The organism is Bradyrhizobium sp. CCBAU 51765 (genome assembly GCF_015291725.1).
GTDB classification, from domain to species: domain Bacteria; phylum Pseudomonadota; class Alphaproteobacteria; order Rhizobiales; family Xanthobacteraceae; genus Bradyrhizobium; species Bradyrhizobium liaoningense.
This window is the reverse complement of sequence record NZ_CP030038.1, coordinates 8,325,871-8,343,411: the sequence shown is the minus strand read 5'-3', so window position 1 is coordinate 8,343,411 and position 17,541 is coordinate 8,325,871. Positions and strand designations below refer to the sequence as shown.

The 17,541-nt window shown below is 65.0% G+C and carries 17 protein-coding genes; 11 read left to right on the top strand and 6 right to left on the bottom strand.

Going from position 1 to position 17,541, the window contains the following annotated elements; translation table 11 throughout:
* Positions 1 to 36: 36 nt before the first annotated feature.
* From XH96_RS38650 to XH96_RS38630, 5 genes are all read left to right on the top strand, one after another.
* The gene (locus tag XH96_RS38650; protein WP_194390466.1) at positions 37 to 930 is read left to right on the top strand and encodes a dioxygenase; all 894 of its coding nucleotides are present in this window, start codon (positions 37 to 39) and stop codon (positions 928 to 930) included.
* Between the two features lie 118 nt (positions 931 to 1,048).
* Positions 1,049 to 1,750, top strand: coding sequence for a protocatechuate 3,4-dioxygenase subunit beta (pcaH, locus tag XH96_RS38645; RefSeq protein WP_194390465.1), 702 nt, complete (start codon positions 1,049 to 1,051; stop codon positions 1,748 to 1,750).
* A gap of 1 nt (position 1,751) precedes the next feature.
* A complete protein-coding gene (gene pcaG / locus XH96_RS38640; protein WP_194390464.1) occupies positions 1,752 to 2,354 on the top strand; it encodes a protocatechuate 3,4-dioxygenase subunit alpha in 603 nt (200 codons plus the stop codon).
* Between the two features lie 261 nt (positions 2,355 to 2,615).
* Entirely contained in the window at positions 2,616 to 4,304 is a 1,689-nt protein-coding gene (locus XH96_RS38635) for a methyl-accepting chemotaxis protein (protein ID WP_194390463.1), read from the top strand.
* 91 nt (positions 4,305 to 4,395) lie between these two features.
* Positions 4,396 to 5,439, top strand: a complete 1,044-nt coding sequence (locus XH96_RS38630) for a phosphotransferase family protein (protein ID WP_246789895.1) — start codon at positions 4,396 to 4,398, stop codon at positions 5,437 to 5,439.
* A gap of 140 nt (positions 5,440 to 5,579) precedes the next feature.
* Here XH96_RS38630 and XH96_RS38625 read toward each other — a convergent pair whose 3' ends face one another.
* The 3 genes from XH96_RS38625 to XH96_RS38615 are packed head-to-tail and all read right to left on the bottom strand — an operon-like array spanning position 5,580 to position 8,831.
* A complete protein-coding gene (locus XH96_RS38625; RefSeq protein ID WP_194390461.1) occupies positions 5,580 to 7,136 on the bottom strand; it encodes an MDR family MFS transporter in 1,557 nt (518 codons plus the stop codon).
* Positions 7,137 to 7,174: 38 nt separating this feature from the next.
* Complete coding sequence (locus XH96_RS38620; protein ID WP_194390460.1) at positions 7,175 to 8,356, bottom strand: HlyD family secretion protein; 1,182 nt, start codon at positions 8,354 to 8,356, stop codon at positions 7,175 to 7,177.
* Positions 8,349 to 8,831: a MarR family winged helix-turn-helix transcriptional regulator gene (locus XH96_RS38615; RefSeq protein WP_194390459.1), complete on the bottom strand. Its 483-nt coding sequence runs from the start codon at positions 8,829 to 8,831 to the stop codon at positions 8,349 to 8,351. Before XH96_RS38615 ends, XH96_RS38620 begins: the two co-directional genes overlap by 8 nt.
* A gap of 157 nt (positions 8,832 to 8,988) precedes the next feature.
* Here XH96_RS38615 and XH96_RS38610 point away from each other — a divergent pair, with 157 nt between their 5' ends.
* From XH96_RS38610 to XH96_RS38590, 5 genes are all read left to right on the top strand, one after another.
* The gene (locus XH96_RS38610) at positions 8,989 to 9,483 is read left to right on the top strand and encodes a Fur family transcriptional regulator (RefSeq protein WP_194390458.1); all 495 of its coding nucleotides are present in this window, start codon (positions 8,989 to 8,991) and stop codon (positions 9,481 to 9,483) included.
* Between the two features lie 35 nt (positions 9,484 to 9,518).
* Positions 9,519 to 10,472, top strand: coding sequence for a DMT family transporter (locus tag XH96_RS38605; RefSeq protein WP_194390457.1), 954 nt, complete (start codon positions 9,519 to 9,521; stop codon positions 10,470 to 10,472).
* 12 nt (positions 10,473 to 10,484) lie between these two features.
* Entirely contained in the window at positions 10,485 to 11,768 is a 1,284-nt protein-coding gene (gene ispG / locus XH96_RS38600; RefSeq protein WP_194390456.1) for a flavodoxin-dependent (E)-4-hydroxy-3-methylbut-2-enyl-diphosphate synthase, read from the top strand.
* A gap of 138 nt (positions 11,769 to 11,906) precedes the next feature.
* Positions 11,907 to 12,803 carry a TauD/TfdA family dioxygenase gene (locus XH96_RS38595; RefSeq protein WP_194390455.1) on the top strand — a complete coding sequence of 299 codons (897 nt, stop codon included), beginning with the start codon at positions 11,907 to 11,909 and terminating at the stop codon, positions 12,801 to 12,803.
* A gap of 124 nt (positions 12,804 to 12,927) precedes the next feature.
* Positions 12,928 to 13,740 carry an N-acetylmuramoyl-L-alanine amidase gene (locus XH96_RS38590; protein WP_194390454.1) on the top strand — a complete coding sequence of 271 codons (813 nt, stop codon included), beginning with the start codon at positions 12,928 to 12,930 and terminating at the stop codon, positions 13,738 to 13,740.
* Positions 13,741 to 13,843: 103 nt separating this feature from the next.
* On the opposite strand, the gene XH96_RS38585 is transcribed toward XH96_RS38590, so the two are convergent.
* From XH96_RS38585 to XH96_RS38575, 3 genes are all read right to left on the bottom strand, one after another.
* A complete protein-coding gene (locus tag XH96_RS38585; protein WP_194390453.1) occupies positions 13,844 to 15,451 on the bottom strand; it encodes a Na+/H+ antiporter in 1,608 nt (535 codons plus the stop codon).
* A gap of 49 nt (positions 15,452 to 15,500) precedes the next feature.
* Positions 15,501 to 16,358, bottom strand: a complete 858-nt coding sequence (bla, locus tag XH96_RS38580) for a class A beta-lactamase (RefSeq protein WP_194390452.1) — start codon at positions 16,356 to 16,358, stop codon at positions 15,501 to 15,503.
* A 187-nt stretch (positions 16,359 to 16,545) separates the two neighbouring features.
* Positions 16,546 to 16,920 carry a nuclear transport factor 2 family protein gene (locus XH96_RS38575; RefSeq protein ID WP_194390451.1) on the bottom strand — a complete coding sequence of 125 codons (375 nt, stop codon included), beginning with the start codon at positions 16,918 to 16,920 and terminating at the stop codon, positions 16,546 to 16,548.
* 95 nt (positions 16,921 to 17,015) lie between these two features.
* Here XH96_RS38575 and XH96_RS38570 point away from each other — a divergent pair, with 95 nt between their 5' ends.
* A complete protein-coding gene (locus tag XH96_RS38570) occupies positions 17,016 to 17,444 on the top strand; it encodes a GFA family protein (protein ID WP_194390450.1) in 429 nt (142 codons plus the stop codon).
* Positions 17,445 to 17,541 lie beyond the last annotated feature (97 nt).

Here is a 17,541-nt window from a genome sequence, read left to right as displayed (position 1 = left end):
ACGCCCGGCCATGACGAAAGGTGAGAGGGCCATCTGATGATCATCGAGCGCGAGCAGGACGTCACGGCCGCGGCATTGGCCGTGATGGAACGGACAACCGATCCGCGGCTGCGCCAGATCATGGTCTCCCTGGTCAAGCACCTGCACGGCTTCGTGCGCGACGTCCGCCTGACCGAGAAGGAGTTTCGCGATGCCACCGCGGTCATCGCCGAGCTCGGCAAGCTCACCACCGACACGCATAACGAGGTGGTGCTGATGGCGGGCTCGCTCGGCGTCTCGCCGCTGGTGTGCCTGCTCAACAATGGCGATCAGGGCAATACCGAAACCGATCAGTCGCTGCTCGGGCCGTTCTGGCGGCTGAACTCGCCGCGCGTGGAGAACGGTGGCTCCATCGTCCGTTCCGAGACGCCGGGTGCGCCGCTGTTTGTCAGCGGCCGCGTCGTCGACAGGGACGGCCGGCCCGTCGCCGGCGCCGAGGTCGATGTCTGGCATGCCTCGCCGGTCGGCCTCTACGAGAACCAGGACCCCGAGCAGGCCGACATGAACCTGCGCGGCAAGTTCACGACCGACGCGGATGGGCGCTTCTCCTTTCGTTCGGTGATGATGGTCGGTTATCCCATTCCGACCAATGGCGTGGTCGGCCGCCTACTCGAGGCGCAGAGCCGGCATCCCTACCGGCCCGCGCACCTGCACGCCCTGATCTTCAAGCCCGGGTTCAAGGTGCTGATCTCGCAGGTCTACGATCCCGCCGACCCGCATATCGACAGCGACGTGCAGTTCGGGGTGACGCAGGCGCTGATCGGCAAGTTCCAGCGCCACGACACGCCGCATCCGACCGCACGTGATGTTGCGGCGCCCTGGTACTCGCTCGACCACACCTATCGTCTGGAGGCGGGGGAGGCCGTGCTGCCGCGTCCGCCGATCAAATAGCGCGATCCTGCCGGGCGCAGGACGCCTGCCAAACCGGCTTCCCTAGATTAGTTATATTCTATAATGATCGGCGGAGCGTTGACCGGCCAGACCGAAATGGCCGGGGAGGAGTTCGCCCATGACATTCATCTATCCCGTCGACAGCAACAAGGCGCATCCGCTGCCGCTGTCGCCCGAGTACAAGAGCTCGATCAAGCGCGCGCCGAACAAGCCGCTGATCCCGATGCGCCACACCCTGTCGGAACTGACCGGCCCGGTCTACGGCCATGAGACCGTGCGCGAGGGCGACAGCGATCTCACCACCCAGCACAGTGGCGAGCCGATCGGCGAGCGCATCATCGTGCATGGCCATGTGCGCGATGAGGACGGCCGCGGCGTGCCGAACTCGCTCGTCGAGATCTGGCAGGCCAATTCCTGCGGCCGCTACGTGCATGTCCGCGACCAGCATCCGGCGCCGCTCGATCCGAACTTTACGGGCGCCGGCCGCACCGTGAGCGATGCGTCCGGTTACTACCGCTTCGTCACCATCAAGCCGGGCGCCTATCCCTGGGGCAATCATCACAATGCGTGGCGGCCGGCGCACATCCATCTGTCGGTGTTCGGCCATTCCTTCGTGACGCGCCTGGTGACGCAGATGTACTTCCCGAACGATCCGCTGTTTCCGTTCGACCCGATCTTCAACTCGGTGCCGGACGAGAAGGCGCGGGCGCGGATGGTTTCCTCGTTCGATCTCGAGAACACCCAGCCCGAATGGGCGCTGTGCTACCGCTTTGACATCGTGCTGCGCGGCAAGAACGCTACGCCTATGGAGAACCACTAAGGTGCAAGAGTCTGTGAAGCCTGACGGTATCACCCCCTCGCAGACCGTCGGTCCGTTCTTCAAATACGGCCTGACGCCGACCGGCGAGTACGCCTGGAACGACGCGTTCACCAACTCGACCCTGACCCCCGACGTGTCAGGCGACCGCATCCGCATCGAGGGCCGCGTGTTCGATGGCGACGGCGTCGCCGTGCCGGATTGCATGCTGGAGATCTGGCAGCCGGATGCGCAGGGACGCTTCGCCGACCCGCAGGACAAGCGTGCGCTGCCAAATGCGAGTTTCCGCGGCTTTGCCCGCTGCGGCACCGACAAGGACGGCAACTACGCCTTCGACACCATCAAGCCGGGCGTGGTGCCGGATCCCGACGGCAAGCCGCAGGCGCCGCACATCCTGCTTGCGGTGTTCGGCCGCGGCATGCTGCGGCATCTCTACACCCGCATCTATTTCAGCGACGAGGCCGGCAACGCGGCCGATCCCGTGCTGGCGCTGGTCCCGGCTGACCGCCGCGCCACGCTGACCGCGGTGCGCGAGGCCGGCAAGGCGATTTACCGGCTCGACCTGCGGCTCCAGGGCGACGACGAGACGGTGTTCTTCGACGTGTGAAGGCAAGGCGTGCCGGGTAGGCCTGCTCCTCGGCACGCATATCTCATTCGGCGTACCGGAGCTGGCGCAGCGTTACCCATCCGACTCAAACATACTTTTCCAGGTTTGTGCGTCAGCCTCGCTGACTCAATACCGATGGCTCGACGTCCAATTCCCGTAGTTGTGCGGGGTTCGGGCGATACAATTCCAGTGCGAAGCAATCCCATATTTACCGTATTCGTCTAGGGTGGCGACAGTTTCGACGTCGACCCGGATTGTTTCATGAAATTTCGCCTGTCCTTGTCCTCGGCGATCATCGCGTTCGGCATCGTGCTCGCTATTGGTTTTGCCGCCGTGGTTTCGACCAGCCTGTACGCCTTGAAGGAACTCAAGGTCGGCGGCCCGCTCTATTCCGACATCAAGCTCGGCAACGACCTCATCGCCGACATCCTGCCGCCGCCGGAATACGTCATCGAAGCCTATCTCGAGGCGACGCTGGCCATGCGCGAGCCGGACCAGCTGGCCGCCCATGGCGAGCGCCTGGTCCAGCTCCGCAAGGATTACGACGAGCGCAAGGCGTTCTGGGTCTCCTCCAGCCTCTCGGCCGACCTCAAGACCGCGCTGGTGTCGAAATCCGACGCGGAGGTGCAGAAATTCTGGAAGGCGTCCGACCAGCTCCTGCCGGCCCTCAAGGCCAAGGACGCAGCTGTTTCCGAGCGCGCCTATGCGCAGCTCAAGGACGCCTATACCGCGCATCGCGCCGTCATCGACAGCATCGTCGAGAACGCCAACAAGCAGAATGCGGCCATGGAGAAGCTGGCCGCGGACCGCGACAGCTCCATCCTCTATATCCTCCTCGGTGTGTCCGCCGCCGTTCTCACCTTCATCGCTGCGGGCTTGCTCGGAGTTGCCCTCGGGGTGGTCCGTCCGATCGTGCGCATGACCGACACGATGCAGAAGCTCGCGACCGGCGATCTCGCCGCCGACATCCCGTTCGCGCACCGCCAGGACGAGGTCGGCTCGATGGCGGGTGCGCTTTTGGTGTTCAAGCAGGCGGCGGTCGAGAATTCCCGTCTGCGCGAGGAGCAGTTGCGGCAGGAGCAGGAGGCGGCGCTTGCCAAGCGCTCCGCCCTGCACCAGATGGCCGAAACCGTCGAGCGCGAGACCGGCCGCTCTGTCGATACCGCGACCGTGGCGACGCAAGGCGTCGAGCGGGCCGCCTCCGGCCTGTCGGAGATCGCAAAGTCGCTCTCCGCGCAGTCGCAGGCGGTCGCGGCGGCCTCGACCCAGGCGCTCGGCAGCTCGCAGGCCGTCTCGGCTGCAGCCGAAGAATTGAGCGCCTCGATCCGCGAGATCGCAGGCCAGGTTGCGCGCACCAGCACCGTCACCAAATCGGCGGTCGCCGGCCGCGAGCAGGCGCGTTCGACCATCCAGGCGCTGGCCGGGTCGGTGAAGAAGATCGCCGAGGTCTCCGACCTGATCGGCGGCATCGCGGGCCAGACCAACCTCCTCGCGCTCAACGCGACGATCGAGGCGGCGCGCGCCGGTGAAGCCGGCCGCGGCTTCGCGGTGGTTGCAGCCGAAGTGAAATCCCTGTCCGACCAAACCGCCAAATCCACCGAGGAGATCGGGCGGCTGATTGCGGAGATCCAGGCCTCGACGCAGGCCGCGGTCGATTCCGTCGAGGCCATGGGGGGCCACATCGTCGAAATCGACGGCGTGGCGACCTCGGTCGCCGCCGCGATGGAAGAGCAGGATGCCGCGACGCGGGAGATCGCGCGGTCGATTTCCGAATCGGCTTCCGCGGCGAAGGAGGTCTCGGCCAAGATCGGCGATGTCAGCCGCGATGCCGCCTCCGTCAACCAGCGCGCCGCGGACGTCAGGCAGGCGATCGCCGGGATGGCGGCCAATCTCGAACAGCTGCGGTCGGTCGTGGTGCGAACCGTGCGCGACTCGACGGCGGCGGCTTGAGGCTGGCATCAGCTCCGCCGCTGGCGCCCGGAAGTGTGATTGTGCAGTATGGCACGGGACAGGGGCATCGTGGTTCATGACACCTCCACAATTGCCGGCGGTCGTTGAGCCCGCCCGACTGACGGCCGCGCTGCGCCGGGGCGGCGTGCTGGACGCCGGCGCGGTGCGCGAAGTGAAGGTGCTGCATCAGCGCGATACCGTCGTGTCGCATATCATCCGTCTCGGCCTGCGTTATGTCGGCGAATCCGCCGGCGCTCCGCAGTCGCTGATCCTCAAGATGGCGCATGCTGCCTTCGCCGGGACGCTTGCTGATCGCGGCCGTCACGAGGTGACCTTCTACACACAGCTCGCGCCGAACATGCCGGGACTCGTGCCGCGCTGCTTCGATGGGTATTTCGACGAGGGGAGCGGGGCCTGGCATCTCCTGCTCGAAGACCTTACCGACAGCCATGAAGTTGCGACCGTGCCGACGCTGCCGCCGTCGCGCGATCAGGCTGTAGCCATTGTCACAACACTGGCGTGCATGCATGCGGTGTGGTGGGATCATGCTGGCCTCGGCGAAACCGTCGGTACCTGGGCGAGCACCGAGGACATCGCAACGCGCATGGAGACCTTCGCCGGCCATTACGACCGCTTTGCGGATCAGCTTGGCGATCGCCTCAGTGAAGAGCGGCGCATCCTCTACCGTCGTCTCATCGAACAGTCGGCCCGGTTATCGCAGCGCTACCAATCGCGCCGCCATGTCACGATTGTCCATGGCGACGCCCACACTTGGAATTTCCTGCTGCCGCGTGCCGGTGTGGCGGACACCGTGCGCATCTTCGATTTCGATCTGTGGGGCATCAATGTGCCCACTAGCGATCTTGGCTACATGATAGCACTGCAATGGTATCCGGAGCGCCGGCAGGCGCTCGAGCGGGTGCTGCTTAATCGCTACCACGAGACGTTGCTTGCACACGGGGTAACCGGCTACACGCGCGGCGCGCTCGACCAGGATTATCGCTGGTCGGTTCTGTGGCAGATCACCAAGCCGGTCTGGCAATGGAGCATCAACCTCCCGCCGGGCATCTGGTGGAACAATCTGGAGCGGGTGATGATGGCGGTCGAGGATCTCGGCTGCGAGGAGTTATTGTAAGACTCTCGTATCCTGGGCGCGGTGCGGCGTGTAACGCTGCGCCGCAGACCGGGATCCACGGTGCCGTGGGCATGGGCCCCGGCTCTGCAGCGCACCGCTGAAGAAGCGTTGCGCTGCGTCCGGGGCACGAGGCCGATCCGTTACTCCATCACTGCATGCTCCGGCCCCGCCGCCTGCTTGCGCAGCGTGGCCTTGGTCGAGCCGATCAGGAACGCGAGCGGGATGGTGCAGAGGATGAAGACCATTACCAGCTGGTAGTCGTGCGCGAAGGCAATGATCTGCGCCTGCACGCTGACCATCCGGTCGGCCATGGCGCGGCCGAGGTCGGTGGACAGATTGATCATGCCGCTGACGCTGGGCATCTGCAGCGCGTGGTTGAACGGATTGACGTGCTCGGAGAGGATCGCATAGGTCCGCCGCGTGCCCTGCGTCAGCTCGGCGATGACGACGGAAATGCCGACCGAGCTCGCAACGTTGCGCATCAGGGTCAGCATCGCGGTGCCGTCGGTGCGCAGCTCGTTCGACAGCGTCAGGAACGCCACGGTCGAGAGCGGCACGAAGACGAGGCCGAAGCCGAAGCCCTGGATGACGCTGACGGTGACGATCTCCGGCACCTGGGTCAGGTCGGTCCAGCCGGTCATCTGGAACAGCGAGCCTGCGGTCAGCGTCAGGCCGGAGATGATCAGCGTGCGCGCCTCGAAATAACGCATCATGCGGCCGACCAGCATCATCGCGAAGAAGGTGCCGATGCCGCGGCTCGCCAGCAGCAGGCCGGCGGTGATGATGGGATAGCCGATCACGTTCTGCATGTAGGGCGAGGCCAGCGCCATGGTCGAGAACAGCACGAGCCCCATTACGATCATGAACACGCAGCCGGTGACGAAGTTGCGGTCTCGAAACAGCGCGAAGCGGATGAACGGGGTCGAGGTCGTGAACGAATGCGCGAGGAAGAAATAGAAGGCGACGGCCGAGACGATGAACTCCGCCAGGATCTCGTTGGATTCGAGCCAGCCCAGTTGCTCGCCCCGGTCGAGCGCGAGCTGCAGCGAGCCGATCGCGATCGCCAGCGCGGCGAAACCGAACCAGTCGAATTTGAGGCTGAGGTCCTTCCTGGTCTCGTCCATGAAGAGGATCAGCCCGAGCACGGTGATGGCGCCGAACGGCAGATTGACGAAGAACACCCAGTGCCAGGAATAGGTCTCGGTGAGCCAGGCGCCCAGGGACGGCCCCATGATCGGGCCCATCATCACGCCCATGCCCCAGATCGACATCGCCTTGGCGCGCTCCTGGAGCGTGTAATAGTCGAGCATGACCGACTGCGACAACGGCACCAGGGCCGCGCCGAACACGCCTTGCAGCAGGCGGAACAGCACCATCTGGTTGATGTCCTGCGCGAGGCCGCACAGCACCGAGGCCATGGTGAAGCCGGCCGAGCAGATGATGAAGATGCGCTTGCGGCCGAAGCGGTTGGCGATCCAGCCCACCGGCGCCGTCATGATTGCGGCGGCGACGATGTAGGAGGTCAGCACCCAGTTGATCTGGTCCTGCGAGGCCGACAGCGTGCCCTGCATGTATGGCAGGGCGACGTTGGCGATCGTGGTGTCCAGCGCCTGCATGACGGTCGCGGTCATGGCGCAGATCGTCACCATGTTCCGGCGCAGGCCGGGGACCATCAGGCTGGCATTGGCGTCGGACATCGGATCAGTCCTTGTCGCAGTCTCGAGCTCGGTCTTTCTTAGTCTTGATCTTTGTCGTGGTCTTTGTCCTGGCCCGCGGTCGCCGACAAGCCGAACAGGCCGGCCAGCGAGCGCTTGTGGCCGGTGTCGATGGTGGCATAGACGCTCATGCCGGCTTTCAGCTTCCGCACATATTTGTCGGTTTCGTCGAAATAGATCCGGATCGGCACGCGCTGCACCACCTTGACGAAGTTGCCGGTGGCGTTCTGCGGCGGCAGGATCGCGAACTGCGCACCGGTGCCCGGAGAGAGCGAGCCGATCTTGCCCTTGAAGACGTGGTTCGGGAACGCGTCGACCTCGAGCGTCACGGGCTGTCCTTCGGTGACGTAGGTGAGGTCGCTCTCCTTCGGGTTGGCGTCGACCCAGGGATGGGCGACGTCGATGATGGTGAATACCGGCGTGCCGGCAGCGACGTAGCGGCCGAGCTGGATCTGCTCGACCTGCGTCGCCACGCCGCCCATCGAGGCGCGCACCACGGCGTGGTCGAGATTGCGTTCGGCATTGTCGAGCTTGGCCTTGGCCTCCGCATAGGCCGGGAATTTTTCCAGCGGCAGGTCGGGATCGCCGAGTAGCTGGGTCTTCGCCGTGGAGAGCTGCTGCCTGACATATTGCGCGATGGACCCGGACGTGACCAGCGCATTCGCTGCGTTGTCGAGATCGAGCTGCGAGCCGAAACTGTTCTTTACCAGCGCCTGCTTGCGCTCGACGTCGCGCTGCTTCAGGTCGACGCCCTGCTGGGCGAGGTTGAGCATGTCGCCGTAGATCTTGATGTTGGCGCCGAGATTGTCATAGGTCGTCTGCGCCTGCGTCAGCTGTGCTCTGGCCTCGTCCACCGCGAGGCGGAACGGCACGGGGTCGATCTCGAACAGCACGTCGCCCTGCTTGACGAGCTGGCCCTCCTTCACGACCACCTTCTGGATCTTGCCGGAGATGTCGGGCGTCACCAGCACCTTCTGCGCGCCGACATAGGCGTCGTCGGTGCCGACATAGCGTCCGCCATTGAGATAGAAGGTGAGGCCGCCGATGGCGACGACGACCGGCAGCACGACCAGCAACAGGAAACGGCGATAGCGGCGCAGGCCCGCCACCAGGCGGCGGCGCGGATCGGCGCCGGCTTTCTTCGCCGGCTTGCCGCCCTCGCTCTTCTGCTCGGGCTGGAACTTGAGAATCTGATCAGCCATAGCGCTGCTCCTTACGCGCTTGTTCCGCACCGCTGGCCTGGATCACGGTCCGCACGTTTTCCTTGATGGTTTCGAGCTGGGTGAGGAGACGGTGGGCATCCGCCGGATTGATGCCGCCGAGCGCGTTGGCGGTGATCTCGGACCTGAGCCCGGTCATCCGGCCGAGCAGCTGCCGGCCGGCCTTCTTCAAATAGAGGCGCTTGACGCGGCGGTCCGAGGCGTCGCTGCGCCGTTCGAGCCAGTCGTTGTCGCAGAGCTTGTCGATCAGACGCGTCAGCGTGATCGGCTGCACCTCGAGCAGTTCGGCGAGCTCCGACTGCTTCATGCCCTCGCTGCGCTCGACCTTGGCCAGCACGGCCCATTGCGCGCGGGTGATGCCGAACCGCGAGGCCTCCTTGTCGGCATAGACGCGCAGCAGGCGGTAGAGCTCTGCGAGCGTGAACAGGAAGTTCTGGTCGACAGACCCGCGGGTCATGAGCTTGGTCTCCAATAAGCAGGAGATATCATAAGCAAGCTTATGATTATTTCATGGCGGATTAGCGGGTGGCTGTCCCGCAGCGCGGGCATGGCTGGCAGCCGTTTGCAGTGTCGTGCTTTGGGTTCCCGGGCCGAAATGCTAAAAGGTCGGCCGCATGACCCTCGCAAACCCGGTATTTCCCGCGCCCGATCACGATCACCGCCGCTGCACCGCGGATGCGCTCGCGCATGCCGAGGCGGTGTGCGAGCAGCGTGCGCAGAAATTCACGCCAATTCGCCGTCAGGTGCTGAGCGCGCTGCTCTCCAGCCATCGCCCGCTCGGCGCCTACGAGGTGATCGACGAGCTCGCCAAGTCGATGGCGCGGCCGGCCCCGATCACGGTCTATCGCGCCCTCGATTTCCTGATGGCCAACGGCCTCGTGCATCGCATCGAGAGCCGCAATGCCTATCTCGCCTGTGCCGCCCATGATCACGATGCGACCTCGGCTGTGGCGTTCCTGATCTGCGAGCGCTGTGGCCTCGTTGGCGAGATCCCGTCGGCGTCCTTTGCAGGGGATCTCAACGCGGCCGCGCGCGCCTCGGGCTTCGCTCCCAAATTGTCCGTGGTGGAGATCACGGGCGTCTGCACCCATTGTCAGAAGACTGCATAGACCAACAACGGCGCCAAGCCGGTATTCGGGAAGAAATGTCCTCAGCTCAAATCGTGCCCTCCGCCGCACGCCCCCTCAGTGCCGGCGCCATTGCCCTGATGCTCATGCTGTGCCTGACCTGGGGGTTCAACCAGATCGCGGTGAAGCTGGTGCTGCCGGACATTCCGCCGATGCTCCAGGCCACCATCCGCTCGATGGGCGCGCTGCCGGTGCTGTTCGTCATCGGCACCCTGCGTGGCGTCAATTTCTTCGAACGCGACGGCACCTGGAAGCCCGGCCTGATCGCCGGGCTGATGTTCGGCATCGAGTTCGTACTGATCTTCCAGGGGTTGCGCTTCACGTCTGCTTCGCGTGCGGTGGTGTTCCTCTACACGGCGCCGTTCTTCGTCGCGCTCGGCTCCTACCAGGTGCTTGGCGAGCGTCTTGGCGGCTCGCAATGGCTGGGCCTGGCCATCAGCTTTGCCGGCGTCGCCCTCGCGATCGGCGTGCCGCAGCCCAATGTCGATTCGCATGTTCTGCTCGGCGACCTCATGATCGTCGGCGGCGCTGCGCTGTGGGCCGCGACGACGCTGGTCGCCAAGGGCACGCGGCTACGCTTCGCCGCACCCGAGAAGGCGCTGGGCTATCAGGTCGCGACCTCGATCCCGATCCTGGGGCTGGCGGCCTGGCTGTTCGGCGAATCCATCACGCACATGCCGGCCCCGCTATCGATCGGCCTGATGGCGTTCCAGGCGATCTGGGTGGTGGGAACCACGTTCACGCTTTGGTTCGCGCTGGTGAAGGCCTATTCGGCCAGCAAATTGTCGGCTTTTACCTTCATCACCCCTTTGTTTGGCGTGGTCGGTAGCTATTTCATCATGCACGACACCCTGAGCCTGGCATTCGGGGCCGCTGCGGTACTTGTAATTGCTGGGCTTTTTCTGGTTAACCGTCCGAGCCAAGTGGCTGCGGCGCCGCGTGATGCATTGCTGAACGTCACCAAAACCTGATATTTGGACCCCATGAACAAGCTCGAAAATCCCCTCGATTCCGACGTCGCGGGCCCCGCGCCCCGGCACCGGACCACTCAGGTCAAGGTCGGCAACGTCGCCGTTGGCGGCGGTGCGCCGATCGTCGTGCAGTCGATGACCAACACCGACACCGCCGACATCGACGGCACCATCGCCCAGGTCGCAGCGCTCGCGCGCGCCGGCTCCGAAATGGTCCGCATCACCGTGGACCGTGAGGAGGCCGCTGCCGCCGTTCCGCACATCCGTGACGGCCTCGCCAAGCGCGGCATCACGACGCCCCTGATCGGCGACTTCCATTATATCGGCCACAAGCTGCTTGCGGCCTATCCGGCCTGCGCCGAGGCGCTGGCGAAATACCGCATCAATCCCGGCAATGTCGGCTTCAAGGACAAGCGCGACACCCAGTTCGCCGACATCATCGAGATCGCGAACAAGAACAACAAGCCGGTCCGCATCGGCGCCAATTGGGGCTCGCTCGACCAGGAGCTCCTGACCAAGCTGATGGACGAGAATGCCGCGTCGCCCAATCCGCGCGACGTGCGCGCGGTGACGCGCGAGGCCATGGTGCAGTCCGCGCTGCTCTCGGCCGCGCGCGCCGAAGAGCTCGGCATGCCCAAGGACCGCATCATCCTCTCCGCAAAGGTCTCGGCGGTGCAGGATCTCATCGCGGTCTACCAGGATCTCGCGTCGCGCTCCGACTACGCCATCCATCTCGGCCTCACCGAGGCCGGCATGGGCTCGAAGGGCATCGTGGCGTCCTCCGCCGCGCTCGGCATCCTGCTGCAGCAGGGCATCGGCGACACCATCCGCATCTCGCTGACGCCGGAGCCCGGCGGCGACCGTACCCGCGAGGTGCAGGTCGGCCAGGAGCTCTTGCAGACCATGGGCTTCCGCACCTTCGTGCCGCTGGTTGCGGCCTGCCCCGGCTGCGGCCGCACCACTTCGACCACGTTCCAGGAACTGGCGCGCTCGATCCAGGATTTCATCCGCGACGAGATGCCGACCTGGAAGACGAAATATCCTGGCGTCGAAGAGCTCAACGTCGCGGTGATGGGCTGCATCGTCAACGGCCCCGGCGAATCCAAGCATGCCAATATCGGCATCTCGCTGCCGGGCACCGGCGAAGCCCCGGCCGCGCCCGTGTTCGTCGATGGCAAGAAGTTCCGCACGCTGCGCGGCCCGACCATCTCCGCCGACTTCAAGGCGCTGGTGATCGACTACATCGACCAGCGCTACGGCCAGGGCGCCAAGGTGCCGGTATCAGCGGCGGAATAGGGCTCGCTCAAATATTGGAATTGCAAGGCGGGTTCGCGAAGCGCAACCCGCCTTATTTTTTGCGCGGTCGTTCCCGGATTGCGCTTCGCTCCATCCCGGCTACGATGACTCCCAATCAAAACGATCGGGAGACACGCCATGAGCTCACTCGCCGGCAAGCAGGGCCCGCGCTATCGCCACACGACGGAGGACGGCGCGCCATACGAGACCATCGCCGTCGAAAAGCTCACACCCATCATCGGCGCGGAAATCTCGGGCGTCGAGATCGGCAGGCTCGTCTCCGACGATGCCCGCTCCAACCGGCAGATGGACGAGATCCACCGTGCGCTCGCCGAGAATCTCGTCATCTTCTTTCGCAACCAGCACATCACGCCGCAGCAGCACCTCGCCTTCGGCCGCAAGTTTGGCGAGCTGCATGTCCATCCCGCAGCTCCCCACGAGGACGAAGACCCGGCCTTGATGAAGATCTACGCCGACAAGAATTCGCCGCGCGCCAATGGCGAGGGCTGGCATTCCGACGTGTCCTGCGATCTCGAGCCGCCGATGGGCTCGATCCTTTACATCAGGCAATGCCCGCCACGCGGCGGCGACACGCTGTTCGCCAACATGTACGCGGCCTATGAGGCGCTGTCGGACCGCATGAAGGCCTATCTCGACGGGCTCACCGCGCTGCACGATGGCGAACCGATCTATCGCGGGCTCTACGCCAATTACGGCGTCGCCGATCGTCCGTCCTATCCGCATGCCGAGCATCCCGTCGTGCGCACGCATCCGGTCACGGGCAGGAAGGCGCTCTACGTCAATCGCGGCTTCACCCGCCACATCAACGGCATCCCGCGCGACGAGAGCGATGCGATGCTGGCTTATCTCTACCAGCACGCCGAGAACCCGCTGTTCCAGTGCCGCTTCCGCTGGACCGAGAACGCCATCGCCTTCTGGGACAACCGCTGCACCCAGCACCGCGCGATGTGGGACTACTGGCCGCACACGCGCTCGGGCACGCGCGTGACGGTGAAGGGAGAAAGGCCGGTCTGATCTCTCTCGTGCCCGGGACACGAGCGTTATCTTGCGTTGACGCACTCCAATTCCCGCGCCAATCTTCCCGAAAACAACTCGCGGGCTTCGTCGCCGCCCGCGGGTCGCGGCAGCGGAGTATCGCTTGGGGCAATCGCGCAGCATCATCGCCGGGCTGGTCGCGTCGATCCTGCTGTCGTCGCTCGCCCTTGTCGATGCCGGCGAGGCGGCTGCCGCACGAAAGATTGCAAGACCCAGGCCGAAGCCGTCGCCACCGGCCAAATGCGAGATGCCGAGATTCAGGATCGTCGTGGACGTCGGGCACACCCCGGACTCCTACGGCGCGCTGAGCGCGCGCAATGATCCTGAGTTCGGCTTCAACTTCCGCCTCGCCAGACTGATCACGGCGAAGCTCAAGTCGGAAGGCTTTGCCGAAGCCCGCCTGCTTGTCACGGACGGCAAGGCTCGGCCGAGCCTGTTCAAGCGCATCAGTGCCGCGAATCAAGGCCGGACCGATCTGTTCCTGTCGGTGCATCACGATTCGGTGCCGGACAAGCTGCTCGAGACCTGGGAGTTCGACGGCGCAAAGAGCTATTTCAGCGACCGTTTTTCGGGGCACTCGCTGTTCGTGTCGCGGCAGAATCCGCACTTCGCCACCAGCCTGATGCTGGCCCGGATGATCGGCAGGCAGTTGAAGGAGCAGGGCCTGCGCTATGCCAGCCAGTACACCCTGCCGGTGATGGGCCGCTACCGGCGCCAGCTGCTCGACAAGGACGTCGGCGTCTATCGCTATGACGGGCTCATCGTGCTGTCGCGGACGAGGAGCGCCGCGGTGCTGCTCGAGGCCGGCTCGATCATCAATCGCGACGAGGAAATGGAGCTGAACTCGGCGGAGCGGCACGAAGCGGTCGCGGGCGCCGTGGCAGCTGCAATGAGGGAGTTTTGCGAGACGCGGTAGCGAGTTTGGCTATTTCGCGTTGGCATTGCGAGCGCAGCGAAGCAATCCAGATTCTCCGCGGAAGGACTCCTGATTGCTTACCTGCGCTCGCAATGACGAGAAGCTACAGCGGCATTCTCCGATACTCCCGGTTTGCCAGACTCGCCTCCTCCAGATCCAAGTCACGTTCGATTCGCCGCCGCGTTTCGTCGGTGATTTGGCCCTCGCGCAGGAGGCCGTGGATGAATTTGCGTTCGGCGGCAATCAGCTCGCGGGTCAGCGCGGTACCGGCGGCGGAGACGTCGTGGTGGTTGGGATCGAGCGAGTCGGGGAGCTGGTTGACGCGGATGTCGTGCCGTGCGCGCAGCAGCCGCATCACTTCTTCGGATACTTCCTTCTGCGCGGTCAGCGCGTCGAGCGATTCCAGTGCGGCATCGAGCGCCTGGCGGCGGGCGGCGATCTCGGCCTCGTGCTCGGCGGCATGTTCGTGGCGGCCGGCCTCGGCGACGCCGAGCCAGCGTACGACCGGCGGCAGCGTCAGGCCGACGCCGATCAGCGTCACGAAGATGACACCGAAGGCGACGAACAGGATCAGGTCGCGATATGGAAAGGCCTCGCCATCAGGCAGCGTGAACGGCAGCGCCAGCGCGGCTGCCAGCGACACGGCGCCACGCACGCCGGTGAAGGCGAGCACGAACGGCCATTGCCATGGCGGCGACGGGTCGCGCTTGCGCAGCGACTTGCTGAGCATCCGCGGCAGGTAGGTCGCGGGGTAGAGCCAGGCGAAGCGCGCGATCACGACGATGACCAGGACCACTGCCGTCGCGATGAGAATGTCGTCGAGCGGGAAGGACTTCGACTTCTCGTAGAGCGCGCGCATCTGGAAGCCGGTGAGCAGGAACAGCATGCCCTCGATCAGATAGATCACCAGATCCCAGAAGAAGATGCCTTGCAGGCGCGTTGCCGACGAGATCAGCAGCGGCCCGTTCCAGCTCACGTAGAGGCCGCAGGCGACGGTCGCGATCACGCCGGAGCCGCCGACATGCTCGGGCAGCCAGTAGGAGACGTAGGGTGTGATCAGCGACAACGTCAGCTCGACCTGCGGATCCCCCGACCATTTGCGGAAGCGCAGGGAGAGCCAGCCGACGCCGATGCCGAAGGCGATCTCGCTGGCGACGATCAGGAGGAACTCGCCGGCCGCGAGCGGCAGCGAGAAATGTCCGACCATGATCGCGGCGAGCGCAAAGCGGTAGAGGATCAGCGCAGTGGCGTCGTTGGCCAGCCCTTCACCCTCGAGGATGACCAGGAGCCGGCGCGGCATGTTGAGACGGCGCGCGATCGCGAGCGGCGCCACCACGTCGGGCGGTGCAACGATGGCTCCCAGCAGGAAGGCGACGGTCCAGGGCAGGCCGATCATGTAGTGCGTGGCGGCCGCCACCATCGCCGCGGTGAAGATCACCGCGCCGACCGCGAGCAGCACGATCGGGCGTAAATTGTTCCTGAACTCGCGCCAGCTCATGGCGACGCTCGCCGAGTAGATCAGCGGCGGCAGCACCATCAAGAGAACCAGTTCCGGCGGCAGCTCGACCGGCGGCATGCCCGGCACGAAGGCGAGGCCGACGCCGGCCAGCATCAGCAGAATGGCCGGGGCGACGTTGAAGCGGCGCGCGGCCAGCGCGACGCCCGCCAGCACGGCAAGCAGGATGAGAAAGGTCTGAAATTTCGCTTCCATGATGGCCTGTCTTGACCCGGAAGCGCGCGCAAGGTCAATGCGGCGCTGCTCATGCCAGCTGGCCGGCGACCATCCGTCCAATCTGCGCGAACAAAGTCGCGATCTGCGCCGCATTCGGCGTGCCGCCCTGGGTATAGGCCGCGATCAGGATCGGTGCATCCGGTTTCGGCCAGACGACCGCGATATCGCCCGACGCATCCTTGCCGTTATTGCCTGTCTTGTCGCCGATCTTCCAGCTCGCCGGCAGGCCACCACGCAGCCGGTTCGCGCCGGTCTTGCAATTCACCATCCAGTCGGTCAGTTGGAGGCGCGATTGCGCCGACAAGGCTTCGCCCAGCACCAGCCGCCGCAGATTGCCCGCCATCGCCGCGGGTGTCGTGGTGTCCCGGGGATCGCCGGGCCGTGAGCGGTTGAGCTCCGGCTCGTTGTGGTCGAGCCGCGAGGTGGTATCTCCGAGCGATCGCCAGAATGCAGTCAGCGCGGCGGGCCCGCCGATCCGCGCCAGCAGCAGATTGGCGCAGGTGTTGTCGCTGAGCTCGACGATCGCCTTGCACATCTCGCCGACAGACATCTTGCCGGCCGCGAGATTTTGCCTGGCGACCGGTGCGTATTCCAGGAGATCGGCCTTGCCGTAAGGGATCATGGCCGCAAGCTGCTCCTCGCCGCGATCGACCCGCGCCAGCACGCAGGCCGCAAGCGAGGCCTTGAATGTCGAGCACATGACGAACCGCTCGTCGGCGCGCCAGGCGAGTTTCCTGCCGGTCGCAAGGTCTTCCGCATAGAGCCCGATGCGCCCGCCGCTGTCGCGCTCATAGGCTTCGAGTTCGGCCGGCGCCTCCGCGGCGAGCGCGGGAGAAGCGGCGATCCAGCACAGGGAGGCGAGCAGGGAGCGGCGATCGACAAGCATGGGAGACCTTTGGCGTGGGTCAGACGGTGTAGGGATGTAGCGGACGCCTTATCCGCACCGTCATTGCGAGCGCAGCGAAGCAATCCAGTCGGCCTCTGCGGCGAAATTCTGGATTGCTTCACTTCGCTCGCAATGACGAATGGAGAACGAGTGCGACAGATTTCGGGCAGCGGAAGATCGGGAGGACTCACTCCCGCAGGTCGTACCTGTACGATTTCGACACGATCTGCCAGCCGTCGGCGAGCTTCATCGCCACCAGATAGTCCGTGAAGTAGCGCGGCGGCAGCTGGCAGCGCACCTTGATGAAGGCGGTCTTGTCGTCGGACCGGTCGATGGTGACGATGAAGTCCTCGCGCGGCTTGCCCTCGGCTTTGGCCGAGGCGCGCTTGCGAACGCGATCGAGCCAGTCGGGCACGGTCAGAACCTGGAGCTCGCCCTTCTCGACCCAGCGCAGATCGGCGGAGGGATGGAAGATGGCGCCGAGCTTTTCGGCGTCGCCCTCATAGAGCCCGTCAAAATAGGATTGCACGACGGCTTCGACGCTCGACCGGTCCTGGTTCATGAGTCATTCCTTTGCATGATGGCGCGGGGCGAACTTAGTCGTATACGTCAAAATGCGCTATGGGTCTGTGGGCCGCTTGCGGGAAGGCAATCGTCATGACCGGATCAGACAGTTCGAACGCTCGTATCCTCGCCGGCGAATGCTATTGCCGCGCCGTGCGCTTTGAAGTGGCGGATGCGTTCTCCTATGCGATGAACTGCCACTGCTCGAACTGCCGTCGCACCACCGGAGCCGCTTTCAAGCCGTTCGCCGGCATCGCGCAAGACAAGCTCCGCATCGTCCGCGGAGAGGACCAGCGGATGATTTTCGGCGACGATACCACCCATGATGCGCATTGTGCCCGCTGCGGCTCGCTGCTCTATTCCCGGGTGCGTGAAGGACAATGGGTCCATGTCGCCATGGGCACCCTGGTCGACGCCCCCTCGATCCGGCCCAGCGCCCATATTTTCGTCGGCTCGAAGGCGTCCTGGCACGAGATCACGGACAATCTGCCGCAATATCGGGGGCACATCGGGGTTGTCTGAGGGAGCCCGGACCGCGCGGCCATTCGTCGGCGAACCGCGACCACGGTGGCGCGACAAACAAAGGGGCCTTCGGCCTGTCGTCGGCATCCCCTTCGTG